This window comes from Paracandidimonas lactea, from assembly GCF_021653995.1.
Taxonomy (GTDB): Bacteria; Pseudomonadota; Gammaproteobacteria; order Burkholderiales; family Burkholderiaceae_B; genus Allopusillimonas; species Allopusillimonas lactea.
Genome location: NZ_JAJJOZ010000013.1, coordinates 57,930 through 74,070, shown reverse-complemented (window position 1 = coordinate 74,070; position 16,141 = coordinate 57,930). Strand labels below are relative to the sequence as shown.

Genomic DNA, 16,141 nt, shown 5'->3' with positions numbered 1-16,141 from the left:
TCGGGATTGCTTCATTGCGAATTTCCTTGTTATGGAAATTCTACCTTCGATCACTGCGGTTATACGGGGGGATTACCATCGGGCTTATCCAGAACCGAACGCCTAAACGCGAGCGACCGGTGCGACGAGCAGAATCCAGCAACAAGGAGTCGGATTGGAGCCTCGCGCATGGCTTTCATGGCTGGGAATGATTGCTAGAACGATCTTGAGCTGACCTTTACAGTACCGATCCCAGGCAAGGGATGTATAGAAATAGAGTCTGCACAATTCAACTCTGTGTGGACATGGCTCGCGGCCGCTGCTTCTCGCCATGCTCGTTGGTACGACCGCCGTCCATTCTCATAGTAAGCTGCTTACGAATTATCTAATCTGGTTGACCGCCAATAGTCGAACGACGGCCTGTATTTGCGATACTGAATCCTATCGTGGTCCTAGGGCCTATACATTTGGCGAAACTTCTTCCTCCATGCATTTTTGCAATCGCTGCGACGATTGAAAGACCTAGGCCACAATGAGTGATACCATCCGCAGTGCGCTCATCTGTGGCGCGGTAGAAACGTTGAAAGAGCTTCGGTAGATGGTGTTCTTCAATGGGTTTCCCCATATTGGAGACTTCTACCACGGTCTCGCCTGCATGGGTAGAAATACTGATAGTTACCTCGCTCGAACGGTCAGAATAGCGGAGAGCGTTAGAAATCAGGTTAGAGACGGCCTGCTGGAGTAACGTCCGCTCTATCTCTGCTGGCGCGTCGCCAACGAGCACAAATCTCACATCGGATTCCGCAGCTTCTTCCTCATAGTATTCCATGACCCTCATAATCGCGGCAGCTACACTCTCAATGAATTCTCCATGCAGACGAACACCGCGATCAGCTTGTGAGAGAAATAGCATGTCCGTGATTATTCGAGCCATACGGTGCAGCTCTTCAAGGTTTGATCCGAGTATTTCTCTGAGCTGGACACCCGAATAATTCAAACGCAACGCTAGCTCTGTTTCACCAATCAGGGTTGTCAATGGATTACGAAGCTCATGTGCAACATCAGCATTGAAACCTTCCATTTGTACATACGCATTTTCTAAGCGATCAAGAACCGCGTTGAATTGACCAACCAACGGTTGAATTTCTTCCGCTTGGCCTCGCCCGTTCAAGCGCTCGCTCATTCTATCAGGCGAAAGTGTGGCGGCTTGGCGGCCAAGTTCGCCAACAGGAGCTAATGCGCGCCTGACCAGAAGAGTGCCTACCAGAGATACAAGCATCGCCCCTACCAGCGCACAAACGAAGAGAGCGAGTGCAAGCGTTTGCTGTAGGTTAATGTAAGGAGAGACGTCAAGAACTAGCTGTGCCGTCATTCGTTTCTCGGACTGGGCACTAGGAAGCGAGAACATCACTCTGCGGTCATGAGAGCCGGTTCCCTCTCCTGGATTCTTCCCATAGATCTCTTTTTTCCCGTCAATTTCAAGTATCAAGGAGAAGTCAGGACGGCCATAGAAAAAGTCGCTAAGCTTATGGCGTAGAAAGCCGGAGTCACCTAGAGCAGCATTCTCTGCCACCAGGTGTCGGATAACATCGATCTTTTGCGTAAGCATTGCATTCTGCTGAGACGTCAAATGCACGCTCGTAGCGAAATACACCGCGACGCACACCACTCCGAGCCCGAGAAATGCTTGAACGGCCAGCCACTTGGAAAGCCAACGACGAATAGATTTTGATCCAGTGGGCATTAGGCTCTACTATTCCTTAAGCGTCCACTGTCCGTGCATTCAAACCTTTACAGCGGCGTTGTAACCCACGATTTACTGCCTCTTTTCCTACGTTCCAGACAGGACACCAGGATCTCTCCCAGTGTTGTGCAGTTACACGGGACTAATGTATTGATTAACCGACTGAGCGTAGCGTGAACTATGATTGAGCTTGAACAACAAAGAGAAATAGCGCCTGCCACGCTACATCTTTAATTGCGGCGGGCCCCTGGCTCGCTTCTAATGTTCTGCGATTGACAGCGGAACGACTTGAAAAGACGTTGAGTCCTTCTGAAAGGCGAGGTGGAGCTTTCGCAACAGAGGTCCAAACTGTCCTTTAATTGGTAGCTCTGTGTTTTGAGATTGTAATAATGCAAGCTCGTCGTTTATCCGACAGGAAGATTACGAATTCGTAAGGTCCCCGAAATAATCGTCCTTCGCGGCAGTAAATTCTTCCCCTTAGCTAGAGCGGTTGCTTGCTATCAATCGTTTGAAAGCAATAGAAGCAACGACAGTAGGCACCGGCCAGGGCGCCCGAGTCCCCTACCGCGCAAGTGTCTCATCTTCTCCATACAGAATGAACGACAAACTCAATAAACATGTGCATTTCGGCGCATGTTTGGGATCCAAACCTGGGTCGGTTTGTGGGTGCGCGTCGGGCGACGCCAATCGATACCTTCAAGTAGCATCGACGTATCCGTCCGGTGAACACGTATTGACACGGCCGCATAAGCGGTCGTGTCATTTTTAAGAGGTGTGGGGCGCCCAGTTGTGCGGCAAGAGTTCGTCGATCCGGTTATTTGGATGCGTGGGCAGACGCGTGAGCACGTCCTTCAGATAAGCGTAGGGATCATGTCCGTTCAGCTTTGCAGACTGGATCAGGCTCATGGCTGCAGCTGCCCGCTTACCGGCGCGCAGCGAGCCGGCAAATAACCAGTTCGAGCGACCTATGGCAATGGGTCGAATCTGTCGTTCAATATGGTTGTTATCGATCGGCACGCGCCCATCTTCCAGGTAGCGCGTCAGAGCGTCCCAGCGTTTCAGGCTGTAATCCAATTTCTTGGCCGTGGTCGAGCCGTCGGGCACGCGCACGCGCTGCGCCAGCATCCACTCATGGAACTTCACAGCCAGAGGCTTGGCCTGCTGCTGTCGTCGATGCCGGCGCTCATCAGGAGGTAAATCCTTTAGGCCGCGCTCAATGTCGTAGAGCTGATTGAAGTACGTGACGGCCTGCCCGGCCACCGGACTCTTGCTCGATTCAAATAGATCGAAGACGGCACGACGCGCATGTGCCATGCAGCCCGCTTCGGTAATGCCTTGGCGGAATAAGGCGTTGTACCCGCCGTAATCGTCGCAAACGAGCGTGCCGTGCCAGTTACCGAAGAAGGCCCGGGCATGTTCCCCGCCGCGGCCCTCGGCGAAGTCGTACACCACGGCCTTCAAGTCTTCGAAGACGCCCGGTGCATAGGCCCACAGGTACGCGCGATGCGTTTCCTTCTTGCCAGCCTTGAGCATGCGTACCGGCGTTTCATCGGCGTGGATGACTGGCCGAGCCAGAATTGCTGCGCGTAAAGCATCGACTAGCGGTTGCAGGGCATGGCCGCACTCTCCCACCCACTGGGCTAGCGCGGAACGTGCGAGCCTCAATCCGGCCCGGGCGAAGATTCCTTCCTGGCGATGCAGTGGCAAGTGATCCGAGTACTTGGCCACCAATACGTGAGCAAGCAAGCCCGGGGTGGCCAAGCCCTTGTCGATGACATGTGCGGGCATGGGCGCTTGCGTGATGGTTTCGCACTGCGCGCAGGCCCAGATGCTGCGGATGTGACGCTGGACGCTGAACACGCCGGGCGTGTAGTCCAGCTTCTCGCTGGCCTCATCGCGAACGAACTTCAACCGGCACCCACAGGCGCAGTCGGTCGAGGCAGGATCATGACGAATCTCGATGCGCGGCAGCTCCGGTGGTAGTGCGGTGCGTTTCGGTTGGCGTTTCTCTGCCTTGGCCTGTACCTGTGGTTCGAGCGCCTGCAGTTCCAGCTCAATGGCGGCGATGTCTTCGTCCAGCGCCTCTTCGAGCAAGCTGCCCTGGATACCGGAAGGAAGGTGTTCACCCTTTTTACCGAAGCGCAAACGCTTCAGTACCGCAATCTCGTGAGAGAGCTGTTGAATGCGTGTGGTCTTGCTGTGCAGTTCCTGTTCCTGCTTGCCGACCGTGTGCATCAGGCTCAGTGCCAGTTCGCGCAGTTGCTGCGCGTCCATGCTTTCCAGGTTCTGCGGTGCCACGTTCATCATGACCGATAGTGTGCCAGAGCGGGCGGGCTCCTGACATTGGCGCATGCCCTGATTGTGAAATTCGGCTGGCTAAGGCCTCTCAAATCAGATCAATAATTCCACCCGTTCCAATGCGATGCCAAGGTAATCCGATCACCAGCGCCTGCAACTGTTCTTCAGTCATCGAGACCGAGACCTCGCCCGGCCTGGGCCACACGAATCGCCCTTGGTTCAATCGTCGTGCGGCGAGCCACACACCCAGGCCGTCATGCACCAGCACCTTCAGGCGATTACCACGCTTATTGGCAAATAGGTAGGCGTGATGTGGATGGGCAGATCCAAACACGTTTACGACCTTGGCCAGTGCAGTGTCCAGCCCACAACGCATATCTATCGGGTCAACGGCCAGCCAGACGTGGTCGATACGAATCATGCCAGCAGCTCTCGCACCCAATCGGCCAGCTGGCCGGACTGGGCCATCGGCCATTGCACGCTCAGACTCAGCGTCTTACCGGACACCTCAACCCGGATCGTGTCTGGCGCTGCGGTAGTGTTCGTTCCCGCCGGCCAGTCAGGCTGATCCATCATTGTGCGGGCCGGCACATCGACTGCGGACTTGACGGGCACAAAGGGCAGCCAGGACGCCGGTGCCACCGGTTTCTGGGCAGTCGGGCTATTGACCGCGGCGGTGTCGTCCAGTCCGTGCAACCCTAGCCGTTCATGCTCCAGCACCCAACGCCGCAGAAGATTGGGGTTGATCCCGTTGTCCACCGCAATGGCTGATAGCGAGGCGCCGCCCAAGCACTGATCGACCAACTGGGCCTTGAACTCGGGCGGATGAATGGTATGCGTCCGGTAAAACCATCTTGAGCCCAAGCGTCAGATCGTAGAGGATGGCGGCTCCACCAGATTGTTGGTGGAGTAATTCATCCCAGTAGGTGGAGTAATGCAACCTAGCGAGCTTGCCGCACAAGAAGGTCGGCGTCATCGACGCCAGTTCAGCCCCGAGTTCAAGGCCGAGGTGGTCGCCAGTTGCCAGCAGCGTGGCGTTTCGGTTGCCGCCGTAGCGCGAGCCCACGATCTGCATCCGAACTTGCTTCGTAAATGGGTCCAGGAGCACGAACGTTTCGGTACCTTGGAGCCGGTGGCAGCGCCGCCAGTACGACGCGACATTGCTGCACAGTTCATTCCGCTAAGGCTTGGTCAGTCTGAAGCACCCGACGCACCGGCCGAGATCGCTCAAGACATCAGCATAGAGCTGCAGCACAACGGCCTGAAGGCGTCGGTACGCTGGCCTGTGTCGCAGGCCCAGCAGTGTGCCGCCTGGCTACGTGATGTCATGCGATGATCCGCATCGATCAGATCTGGCTGGCGGTTGAACCGATGGACATGCGCGCTGGCACCGAGACGGCGTTGGCCCGAGTCGTTAAGGTGTTCGGGGCGGCACAGCCGCACCATGCTTATCTGTTCGCTAATCGCCGCGCCAACCGTCTGAAGGTACTGGTGCATGACGGCATGGGTGTGTGGCTGGCGGCCAGGCGGCTGCATCAAGGCGGCTTCACCTGGCCACGGCCGGACGCAGCCGACCAGCGGCTGAGCGAAGAGCAACTGCAGGCGCTGGTCATCGGCTTGCCTTGGCACCGGATCGGCGTCGGTGGTGTGATCGACCTGCTGTGACCCGTTCAGGGTGGGTCAGATTTACTCCGACGGTGGCTCACTTTTACCTTGCGCGCCCAGTGTAGCGGCTTGCAATCGGGGCATGCGCCAATGGCGCGCAGTGTGCCGTCATGGCACACTGACAGCATGCAATCACCCGTGCCTGACCTCGACCAGATGGATGCCCATGCCTTGAAGCAATTGCTTCAAGAGATGGAGGCTGAGCGTCAACAGATGCAGGCGCAGCGCGAGCAGGCCAGCGCCGAGCTACACGAGCTGCGGGCTCAACGCCAACAGCTTGAGCACGAGGTTGCAGCCACTCAAGAGATCCTGACGCGTCGCGATCAGATGCTGGCCTACCAGCAAGATGAGATTCGCTTTAAAGACACCAAGATAGCGCAACTGACCCATGAGATTGCCACACTGAAGCGCTACCGCTTCGGCAAGACGGGTGAGCAACTGTCCGGCGTACAGGGCACCCTTCTCGAAGAAGCCGTCGAGGAAGACATTGCCGCCATCGAAACGGAGCTCGAGTTGCTGGCTGGCGTGCCTTCTGCCGCCCGTGCCAAGCGCCAGCCCAAGCGCAGGCCAATGCCCGAGCATCTGCCACGCATTGAGTACCACCATGAGCCAGACAGCACGACGTGCCAATGCGGTTGCCAGTTGCAGCGCATCGGTGAAGACGTCAGCGAGAAGCTGGACTTCATTCCTGGCGTGTTGCGTGTTGAGCGTCACGTTCGCGGCAAGTGGGCGTGCAAACAGTGCCAGACACTCACCCAGGCTCCCGTGCCCGCGCACATAATTGATAAGGGCCTGCCCTCTACCGGGCTGCTCGCCCATGTGCTGGTGGCCAAGTATGCCGATCACCTTCCGCTGTATCGGCAAGAGAAGATCTTCGAGCGCGCCGGCATGAAGTTGGCCCGCTCCACGCTGGCCGATTGGGTGGGCACGAGCGGCGTGCACTTGCAACCGCTGGCAGATGCCTTGCGCCAGGCGATCCTTGCCCATCGCGTCGTGCATGCCGATGAGACGCCGGTACAGATGCTCAAGCCTGGCACCAAGAAGACGCACCGGGCCTACCTCTGGGCGTACGCGCCGGGGGGCTTCGAGGATCTGCGTGCCGTGGTCTATGACTTTACCGAGGGGCGCGCCGGCGAACATGCCCGCGCCTTCCTGGGCGACTGGCAAGGCAGGCAGCCTGATCTGTGACGATTACTCCGGGTACAAGGCCTGCTTTACACAAGGCATGACCGAGATTGGTTGCATGGCGCATGCACGTCGCAAATTCTTCGAACTGCACGCCTCCAATAAGAGCCAGCTGGCCGAGCAGGCCCTGCACTATATCGGACAGCTCTACGAGATCGAGCGCCAGGCCAAAGACCTGACAAGCGAAGATCGAAGCCGGCTACGCCAAGTTCAAGCCAGACCTCTGGCCGAAGCACTACACACTTGGATGCTCGCGCAACGCGAGCGGGTGCCCGATGGCTCAGCCACAGCCAAAGCGCTGGACTACAGTCTGAAACGCTGGGCGGCGCTCACGCGTTACCTGGACGATGGGCAACTGCCGATCGACAACAACCATATCGAACAACAGATTCGTCCGATCGCGGTTGGCCGCAACAATTGGTTGTTCGCCGGGTCGCTACGCGCCGGTAAACGGGCGGCTGCCATCATGACGCTTGTGCAGTCGGCCAAGCTTAATGGTCATGATCCCTATGCGTACCTGAAAGACGTACTCACGCGCTTGCCCACGCAACCGGCCAACCGGATCGGCGAGTTACTGCCACATAACTGGTCGCCACCAACTACCGACTAAAAGACAACGGCCCCTAACGGGGCCGTGTCAATGTGTGTTCCCCGAACGCTTACGATGAATGCGCCGCTGCCGGCGCTTAGTGTGCTCATAGTTCATACGTGTCCATTAAAAGTAGTGGACACGTATGCTCTAACAGGGACCGGGCAGCTTCAAGATGGGATCACCGGACGGATACGCATCGACAGCTACGCTGGCGTCAAATGTACCTAGCCTGCCCTGCGCTGGGCCATCATGCACATGCCATCGCCGCTCCACCAAAGCATCTTTATGCGTTCTTCCTTGCGGCTCTTGAAGACGAAGACATGGCCACTGAACGAATCTTCTTCAAGCTTGGCCTGTACGATTGCCGCCAAGCCATTAAAGTCTCGACGCCTGTCGATAGCGCCTGCCGCGAATCGTACCGGTGCTCCTTTTGGCGAACCGATCATTGCAGCGTCGCCGAAATAGTTCGCAACAACGCTGCAAACATTTGCGTTCAAGCAAGACTGTGCCCTTGAGCAGGTTGATATGCAATTGCTCACGGCCAACCATATCGTCGCTTTGCTCGCCCGAGCATTTGCCACCTTGAGCACGGGTTACGACAGCAGGCGGAGTTGTACTGCAGTTCGCGCTACCGGGCTAACTCGCCCAAGGGAATGCCCAAACGCAAGAACTCTCGCACGGCCTAATACTTCTCTTCTTTGGGAAACCGGCGCCGAGGCAGGTTGCCGAAGCTCCGACTGACTGACATCGCTGTGGTATTCATAGATTCTATCTAAATTCAGCAAGCCATAGGCTGGCTCGGCTGCCATCTGCATGGGTTCGACATCGCCCCTACGCATTACGGTAAGCTTGACCCCCGGTTTACCCTTAGCCAGATCTCAAAAGCGGAAAACGCGTACGCCCAGACAAGGCGCTGGGCCTACGTCGCCAATTCCATTACATCTACGACTACAGGGGATAACCGGGCCCATCGGATTCGTCCGATCGAGGTGACATCCCCTCAACGGCCCGCTGGACTCGCCCTGGTGTCTGGATGGAGCCAACGCGTGTCCGCCCGAGGATGTGGGCCGGGGAGCCCGTCTATATGGAGTTCATGCAAGCCATGGCCGATCCCGCCTATCCCGAGCACACCCAGATGCCGCATCGGCATGGCGATCATTTCGATCCAACCGCCTCCGTTCTGCAAGTGGTTATGAACGGTTCATGAAGATCCGGATTTAAAGCAACGCGGTGCTGGCTTGGCCATTATCAGTAATATGGGCCCTCGCGAGCTTGGCCCGAAGGCGCCACCCGCCATCGATTCTTGAACCACCTAATGTTTGTACTCAACCGGATACGGGCTGAGGGCGCTCGGCGGCATCGTCAGAGAAAGAGAATTGCTCATTGAGATATTTGCGCATCTCACAATTACACGGACACGAGATCTGTTGAAATTTAACCGAGATTTCCAGACCGTACAGAGCGGGCCGTTACATTCATCGTGCGAAAGCAACTCAATAATCAGGCCGGCCGAATGTTGCGGTATGTCGCTTTATTGCGACAGTTTCCTTCGCTGGCTGAGGTGTCGCCAATTGCAATTGCGCTCAGGCGGTATTTCCCCTTTTCGGCGTGTTTGAACTATTGCTATGGCTCGCTCAGCCGGCGACGCACCCATTTAGTGCCTTGCCAGGCAAGCGATAACTCTTACGAAAAGCGACTAATTTGTAAGCTTAAAGTCGGCGAATTGTCGAGAACGCACGTTTACGCTTTCTTTGTCGAGGCCCTCGGAACGTCGATGTAATCCGGGCACCAGACCTTTCCGTCGGCATCGAATCCTGCCGAGTATTGCAAAAACATATGGAGTTTTTACTATGAAAAAAACGCTTCTCATGGCCGCGGTGGCCACAATTACTTCCGGTGCCGCGTATGCCGAGTCATCCGTGACCCTCTACGGTCTCATCGACGCAGGTGTAGGGTACGCTAAGGTCGACGGCTCATTTACGGATCCCACGACCGGCCAGACAGTCAGCGCCAAAGGAAGCCGCATCGGGATGACCGATGGCGTCACGGCCGGGTCTCGTTGGGGGCTTCGCGGAAGGGAGGATCTTGGAGGTGGTCTGTATGCCACCTTCCAACTGGAGTCCGGGTTTAGCCCTCGTACCGGTACGTCGACACAAGGCGGTCGTCTATTCGGGCGTGAGGCTACTGTAGGCCTTGCTAGCGACAACTGGGGGCAAATGAAAATAGGTCGCCAGTACAACATTGCCTCTAGATACTTCTTTAGCACCTTAGGTTCTTCCTTTGGAGGCGGCTTTACGCAGCTGAATATGGGATCCGGGCTCGGGTTCAGCTCGGGAAATTTCGTCCGATACGATAACTTGGTTACATACGAAACCCCGTCGGTTAGCGGATTCACATTGGGAGTGGGTTATTCCTTTAGCGCAGACGACTCACGAACAAATCAGGTCGGCTTCCAGACCGCAGACAACACACGCGCCATATCAGTGGGTCTCCGATACGGGAATGGCCCGCTGAGCGCATTTGTCTCGTACGACCAGCTGAATCCCTCCAGCAGGCTCAGCGACGCGCAAAGAGATGCCACACCTCGTTCATATCTTGTGGGCGCAGCCTATGATTTTGAAGTGGCAAAACTCGCACTAGCGTATGGTCGCACAACTGATGGCTGGTTCGGCGGAAGTGGCCTTCCGAATGGTGGTAGCATCGGGAACTTCACCGGGGTGCCAACGAATGCCTTTGTGGACGGATTTAAATCCAATTCCTATCTCGTAGCGCTATCGGCACCAGTTGGCGCATCCAGCAGTGTCTTTGGTTCTTGGCAGCGCGTGGATGCGAATGACGACCGTTTAACTGGTGGTGACTCCACGAGCAATACATTTGCTCTTGGCTACACCTACAGTTTGTCCAAACGCTCTAGCTTATATGCTTTGGCAAAGTACACCAAAAACTTCGCATTCTTGAGCGACGCTAAAGCGACCGAGGCAAGCATAGGCTTCCGTCATCAGTTCTAATCGAGACCTTTGATTCAACCGAAGTAAGAGACCCCGCCTGCGAACATGGCGCCTCAGTGCCTAGCATCGTTGGCGGGGTGGTAGATTTAATTGAAGAGCATGTGCGCGCCATATAAAAAAGCCGTCAGTTTTATACCTGCCAACGTTTTTTCCAGAACCGCTTGACGATAAACCTACTCCGACTCGCGCCCGTTTTGATCAGCCGCTTTCCGCTTTGCGGGCAATGTAAAACCCAACCTCGCTCCAATCTTTCCCTGAGCGAGCAAAAGTGCCGCCTCCATGCATACGAGCAATGGCACTAACGATTGACAGGCCAAGGCCGTGACCCTGAGGCCGTTGGGTTCGCGATAAGTCAGCTCGAAAGAATCGCTCAAAGATCTTTGGCAGAACTTCCTCAGGGATGCCTGTGCCAGAATTGCGTACCTTGATATGGGCGCGTTCAACGTCACTATGGATTTCTATGCTGATCACCTCCCCTGGAGGGGTAGCTTTGATCGCGTTAGAAACGAGATTAGAAATAGCCCGGCGTATTAAGCGAGCATTTGCTGAGGCGTCAGCATCGCCAACAACATTGACCCGCAACTCCGCGGAGTCCAGCATGGCTTCATAGTAGTCGAGTACAATCACGACTTCGCTCCTCATAGATATAGGGACAAGCTCTGCCGCTACTGCGCCGCTGTCTGCTCTCGCTAAAAAGAGCATATCATTTACCATAAGTTGAAGTAATTCCAGCTCTTCAAGGTTCGACATCATCGTGGCTCGAAGCTCCTCGGCAGAGCGTGCCCTACCGAGAATAACTTCCGTACCGCTGATAAGGTTAGCCAAGGGCGTTCTAAGTTCATGAGCGACATCGGCATTAAATCCTTCTGAACGGCGGTACGCATCCTGGACACGATCAAGCGCTCGGTTAAAGGTCGTGGACAGCTGCCGCAGCTCTATATCAATGCTCTCTACGGGAAGGCGTACATGCGCATCCTGCGGCCCGATCCGAGCCGCCTGCTCTGAAAGCTGGTCAATTGATGAAAGTGATCGCCTCACTGCCCATGTGGCAAGTGCAGACACAAATGCCACCCATGCTAGACAGACGGCAAATAGAGTGGTGCCAAAGACGTATAGAAGCTTATCGCCTCTTGCCGTATCCACGGCCACAATTAAGCTGTAATTGGGCACTTCACCGACAGTTATATTGGCGTCTAAACCCCTAAGCCGCCTGCCGTCCGGCAGGTCAATCGTGAACCCTCCTTCAGGCACATCATACTGATCTGCGGGAAACGGCTTTCCATATATCAGGGCTCCCTGAGGATCGAAGATCCATGCTTCCAAGTATTCATGCTCGCCAAGGAGAGTGGCTAACGATTTTTTGAAAACATCGACATCAATCGGGTTATCCTGTATTGAAGCAAGATGCGTAATGACTTCGACTTTCCCTCGTATCTCCGTGATTTCCTGATGGCGCACTTCATAACTTATTACTTTGAACAGCACTAGGCCAGCCAAGCAGGAACCGACCAGAGCGATAGACCCAAACACAATTATCAATCGCTGATACATAGACGGCACGCGCAACAATTTCACGAGTTGCGAAGCTCCAATACATAACCCATGCCGCGAACCGTGTGAAGCAGTTTCGCATCGAACGGGTCGTCTAACTTTGCTCGTAAACGGCGTACAGCAACTTCGATAGCATTCGTATCGCCATCGAAATTCATCTCCCAGACCTTCTCCGCCAGCACGGTTCTAGAAATCACTTCGCCATGGCGCCTTAGCAAAAGCGTCAGCAACGTAAATTCCTTTGCGGTGAGGTCAATGCGTACGCCGGCGCGCGTAACCCTCCTCCTGGCTAGATCCAGGATCAGATCACCTAGCTGCAAAGTGGTGGGCTCTTGAGTCGAACCACGCCGCAGCACGGCGTGAATACGAGCGAGTAACTCCGAAAAGGCAAACGGCTTTACTAAGTAGTCGTCAGCACCGCCCTCCAGGCCTCGCACGCGATCTTCAACCTGATCCCTAGCTGTAAGCATGATTACATGCGTCGGCTTGTCTTGTCTGAGCTCCTTCAGGATGGTATAGCCGTCTATTCCCGGAAGCATCACATCGAGTAGCACGATGTCGTAGTTACCTTCCCGAGCTGCATGCAAGCCATTGATGCCATCCCGAGCAACATCTGCGACATAATTGTTCTCTGTCAACCCCTTACACAGATAGTCCGCTAGCTTTCTTTCATCTTCGATTATCAGTATACGCATTTCCATAGGACCTAAAAAGCAATGCCACCTCCTTGTCCGCGTTGCAGAAGGCACTTTTACCTAAAGGAATTTTATCCCACGACGCGAAATCATGGTCTGGTCTTCCAAAGCATCGCACTAGCCCCTCCCGACCAACAAGCCCGTCCACACCAACAACCGGCCGTATTCCTTGGAAAAAAACCTCGTGTGCCCTAGGCACACCGCGTTCGATAAATTACGTTACGCATAAGCATGAGGCCGCAGTTGCGGCCTCATTGCTACTTTCTATTACGAGTCTAAAGGAGCCTCCTCGACATCACGCCGATGCGCCAGGCGATATAGGAGCGGCAAAACGAAAAGTGTAAGAATGGTGGAGGATATAATACCGCCAATCACTACCGTAGCAAGCGGTCGCTGAACCTCAGCGCCAGTTCCTGTAGCAATCGCCATCGGAACAAACCCGAGAGACGCCACCAGCGCTGTCATTAGCACGGGCCGCAGCCGGGTAAGAGCACCCAGCCGAATTGCCTCCAGCAGCGGCTTGCCTTCTTCTCGCAAAGACCCAATGAAAGACAGCATGACCAAGCCATTGAGTACTGCTACTCCACAAAGTGCAATGAACCCTACTGCTGCAGAAATCGATAACGGTATTCCACGTAGCCAAAGTGCGAATATTCCGCCGGTAAGAGCAAAGGGTATGCCTGTAAACACGATCAAACCGTCTCGAACGTTACCGAACATCGCGAACAAGAGAATAAAGACCAATAAGAGGGCCACAGGGACAACTATCTGTAGGCGTTGGGTAGCTGATTGAAGCTGTTCAAAGGTGCCTCCCCACGTTACCCAGTAGCCCGCTGGAATTTTGACTTGCTCTATCGCCTGGGTTGCATCATCGACAAATGAACCCAAATCCCGTCCGCGAACATTGGCACTGACGACAATGCGACGCTTTCCATCTTCTCTCGATACTTGATTCGGCCCCGGAGACAGATCCAAAGTAGCAATCTCGCTCAATGGGATGTAGGACACGCGGGCACTATCCACGTTGTCATTAGGCAGCGCTATAGGCAATTGCCGGATGGCTTCAATATTTTCGCGCACACCGTCGGGAAGGCGCACGGTGATGTCAAACCTTCGATCACCTTGAAAGAATGTTCCCGCCACTCGCCCACCAAGAGCAATAGAGACGGTCTCCTGGACGTCCTGCATGTTCAATCCATAACGCGCAGCACGCCCTCGATCAATGTCTATAGTAAGTACAGGCAGCCCTGTCGTTTGCTCTACCTTCACGCCAGTGGCGCCCTCAACCTGTGTCAACACTTCAGCAAGCTCGGCTGCGGTTGCATTTAGGACGTCGTTATCATCACCGAAGAGTTTCACGGCGACGTCACTTCGTACGCCCGATATCAGCTCGTTAAATCTAAGTTGAATAGGTTGAGAAAACTCATAATTGTTTCCCGGAATTTGGCTCGCCTCAGCTCTGATCGCTTCAAGTAACTCATCGCGCGTCTTCACTGGTTCTGGCCATTGATCCTGGGGCTTAAGCATAATGTATCCGTCAGAAATATTAGGCGGCATTGGATCTGAAGCAACCTCTGCTGTACCTGTTCTTGCAAAAATCCGTTCGATTTCTGGAAACTTTTCCTTTAGGCGAACCTCAAGTTGCTTCTGCATTTCAAGTGATTGAGACAAACTCGTTCCAGGAATGCGCAGAGCCTGCACAGAAAGGTCGCCTTCGTTGAGGTTGGGAATAAACTCGCTTCCCATTCGAGAGGCCAAAACGCCAGTCGCCAGCACTATCACGAGAGCTGCTGCAAATACTGCCTTGTTATGTTTGAAGGCCCGTTCCAAAAGCGGCTCATACACGCGTTTGGCCAACAACATGAGGCGATTTTCTTTCTCCGCGATGCGTTTTCCCATGAAAAGCGCAACAGCGGCTGGTACAAACGTAACCGACAACAGCATTGCTCCAATCAGTGCAATGACAACGGTAAAGGCCATCGGATGGAACATCCTTCCTTCAACGCCAGTTAAGGCGAAAATGGGAAGGTAAACAACCATGATGATCAGTTGACCGAAAATCAATGGGCGCCGGGCTTCCTTTGCTGCGGCAAATACTTCATGAAATCGCTCAGTCTTTGTCAATGGCCGCTTCTGATGTTCCTGCGCGTGAGCTAAACGCCGGACGCAGTTTTCAACAATGACAACGGCACCATCAATAATGATGCCAAAGTCTAGCGCACCCAGACTAAGGAGGTTCGCACTGATCTTGTACGTTACCATCCCCGTGAAGGTGAATAGCATCGACAAGGGAATAACCATTGCGGTGATGATTGCAGCTCTTATGTTCCCCAAAAAAAGGAACAAAATGACGATAACTAGGACGGCACCTTCGAGAAGATTCTTCTTGACAGTGTTTATTGCCTTGTCGACCAATGTAGTCCTGTCATAAACAGTAACGGCGTGCACGCCCTCAGGCAGAGTACGATTAATTTCCTCCATCTTCTGGTCAACCGCTAGCGACACTGCTCGACTGTTTTCCCCGATTAACATGAAAACAGTTCCTAGCACGACGTCCCGACCGTTTTCCGTTGCCGCGCCGGTGCGCAACTCTCGCCCTTGTACCACCTGCGCAACATCCCCAACGCGAATGGGTCGTTCGCCTTGCACGGACGCGACAATAATGTCTTCTATATCCTGAACGGATCGAACTTGCCCAGGGGCTCTAATAAGATATTGCTCTCCTTTCCGTTCAATGTAACCAGCACCAATATTGGCGTTATTCTTTTCAAGCGCCGAAACGATATCCGCTAGCGATAAACTATATGACTCGATTTGCTCAAGGTTAGGTGACACCTGATACTCTCGGGCAAAGCCACCGATCGTGTTAATCTCCGTTACACCGGGCACGTTGCGTAGCTGCGGTTTGATGACCCAGTCCTGGATTTCCCGCAGATCTGTAGGCGTATACGGCGTACCATCCTTTTTACGGGCATCGTCTTCCGCTTCGACCGTCCAAAGATAAATTTCGCCCAAGCCTGTCGATATGGGGCCCATCGAGGGATTAATTCCGTCGGGCAGGTTGTCCGTGGCTTCTTGCAATCGCTGATTGACCAGTTGCCTTGCAAAATAAATGTCCGTGCCGTCTTTAAATATGACGGTAACTTGAGATAAACCGTAGCGTGAAAGTGAACGAGTCTGCTCTAGGCCGGGCAAGCCGGCCATTACAGTTTCGATGGGATATGTAATGCGTTGCTCAACTTCAAGCGGTGAGTAACCGGGCGCACCTACATTGATTTGGACTTGTACATTAGTGATGTCTGGGACTGCGTCGATCGGAAGCCGACTATAGTTATAAACGCCAAGGGCCCCCATGACCAGAACCGCTAGAATGACAAGCCAGCGCTGCTCAATGGCAAAGCGAATAATCCGTTCAAACATGTTT

At 54.5% G+C, this 16,141-nt stretch carries 12 protein-coding genes and 1 pseudogene; 5 read left to right on the top strand and 8 right to left on the bottom strand.

Annotation, left to right across the window (positions count from 1 at the left end):
• Positions 1-364: 364 nt before the first annotated feature.
• The 4 genes from LOL23_RS18170 to LOL23_RS18155 all read right to left on the bottom strand — a co-directional run bounded on the left by LOL23_RS18170 (position 365) and on the right by LOL23_RS18155 (position 4,885).
• Positions 365-1,723 carry a heavy metal sensor histidine kinase gene (locus tag LOL23_RS18170; protein WP_237174066.1) on the bottom strand — a complete coding sequence of 453 codons (1,359 nt, stop codon included), beginning with the start codon at positions 1,721-1,723 and terminating at the stop codon, positions 365-367.
• 765 nt (positions 1,724-2,488) lie between these two features.
• Positions 2,489-4,027 carry an IS66 family transposase gene (gene tnpC, locus LOL23_RS18165; RefSeq protein ID WP_237174075.1) on the bottom strand — a complete coding sequence of 513 codons (1,539 nt, stop codon included), beginning with the start codon at positions 4,025-4,027 and terminating at the stop codon, positions 2,489-2,491.
• A gap of 82 nt (positions 4,028-4,109) precedes the next feature.
• Positions 4,110-4,442 (bottom strand): IS66 family insertion sequence element accessory protein TnpB, encoded by a 333-nt coding sequence (tnpB, locus tag LOL23_RS18160; RefSeq protein WP_237174065.1) that lies wholly within the window; start codon positions 4,440-4,442, stop codon positions 4,110-4,112.
• Positions 4,439-4,885 (bottom strand): transposase, encoded by a 447-nt coding sequence (locus LOL23_RS18155; protein WP_237174064.1) that lies wholly within the window; start codon positions 4,883-4,885, stop codon positions 4,439-4,441. The genes tnpB (LOL23_RS18160) and LOL23_RS18155 overlap by 4 nt, the downstream gene beginning before the upstream one ends.
• 70 nt (positions 4,886-4,955) lie before the next feature.
• Between LOL23_RS18155 and tnpA the strand changes: the two genes are divergently transcribed.
• From tnpA to tnpC (LOL23_RS18140), 3 genes and pseudogenes are all read left to right on the top strand, one after another.
• Positions 4,956-5,357, top strand: coding sequence for an IS66-like element accessory protein TnpA (gene tnpA / locus LOL23_RS18150; RefSeq protein ID WP_237174063.1), 402 nt, complete (start codon positions 4,956-4,958; stop codon positions 5,355-5,357).
• Entirely contained in the window at positions 5,354-5,686 is a 333-nt protein-coding gene (gene tnpB, locus LOL23_RS18145; protein WP_237174062.1) for an IS66 family insertion sequence element accessory protein TnpB, read from the top strand. Before tnpA ends, tnpB (LOL23_RS18145) begins: the two co-directional genes overlap by 4 nt.
• A gap of 327 nt (positions 5,687-6,013) precedes the next feature.
• Positions 6,014-7,481 (top strand): annotated as a pseudogene (tnpC, locus tag LOL23_RS18140) (IS66 family transposase).
• Positions 7,482-7,687: 206 nt separating this feature from the next.
• On the opposite strand, the gene tnpB (LOL23_RS18135) reads toward tnpC (LOL23_RS18140), so the two are convergent.
• Positions 7,688-7,909 (bottom strand): IS66 family insertion sequence element accessory protein TnpB, encoded by a 222-nt coding sequence (tnpB, locus tag LOL23_RS18135; protein WP_237174061.1) that lies wholly within the window; start codon positions 7,907-7,909, stop codon positions 7,688-7,690.
• 638 nt (positions 7,910-8,547) lie between these two features.
• Between tnpB (LOL23_RS18135) and LOL23_RS18130 the strand changes: the two genes are divergently transcribed.
• Together LOL23_RS18130 and LOL23_RS18125 are read left to right on the top strand one after the other, a co-directional pair.
• Complete coding sequence (locus tag LOL23_RS18130) at positions 8,548-8,670, top strand: plasmid pRiA4b ORF-3 family protein (RefSeq protein ID WP_237174060.1); 123 nt, start codon at positions 8,548-8,550, stop codon at positions 8,668-8,670.
• A 643-nt stretch (positions 8,671-9,313) separates the two neighbouring features.
• A complete protein-coding gene (locus LOL23_RS18125; protein ID WP_237174059.1) occupies positions 9,314-10,471 on the top strand; it encodes a porin in 1,158 nt (385 codons plus the stop codon).
• Positions 10,472-10,669: 198 nt separating this feature from the next.
• On the opposite strand, the gene LOL23_RS18120 is transcribed toward LOL23_RS18125, so the two are convergent.
• The 3 genes from LOL23_RS18120 to LOL23_RS18110 all read right to left on the bottom strand — a co-directional run bounded on the left by LOL23_RS18120 (position 10,670) and on the right by LOL23_RS18110 (position 16,137).
• A complete protein-coding gene (locus LOL23_RS18120) occupies positions 10,670-12,046 on the bottom strand; it encodes a heavy metal sensor histidine kinase (protein ID WP_237174058.1) in 1,377 nt (458 codons plus the stop codon).
• The gene (locus LOL23_RS18115) at positions 12,043-12,717 is read right to left on the bottom strand and encodes a heavy metal response regulator transcription factor (RefSeq protein ID WP_237174057.1); all 675 of its coding nucleotides are present in this window, start codon (positions 12,715-12,717) and stop codon (positions 12,043-12,045) included. Before LOL23_RS18115 ends, LOL23_RS18120 begins: the two co-directional genes overlap by 4 nt.
• Before the next feature lie 267 nt (positions 12,718-12,984).
• Positions 12,985-16,137, bottom strand: a complete 3,153-nt coding sequence (locus LOL23_RS18110; protein WP_237174056.1) for a CusA/CzcA family heavy metal efflux RND transporter — start codon at positions 16,135-16,137, stop codon at positions 12,985-12,987.
• Positions 16,138-16,141 lie beyond the last annotated feature (4 nt).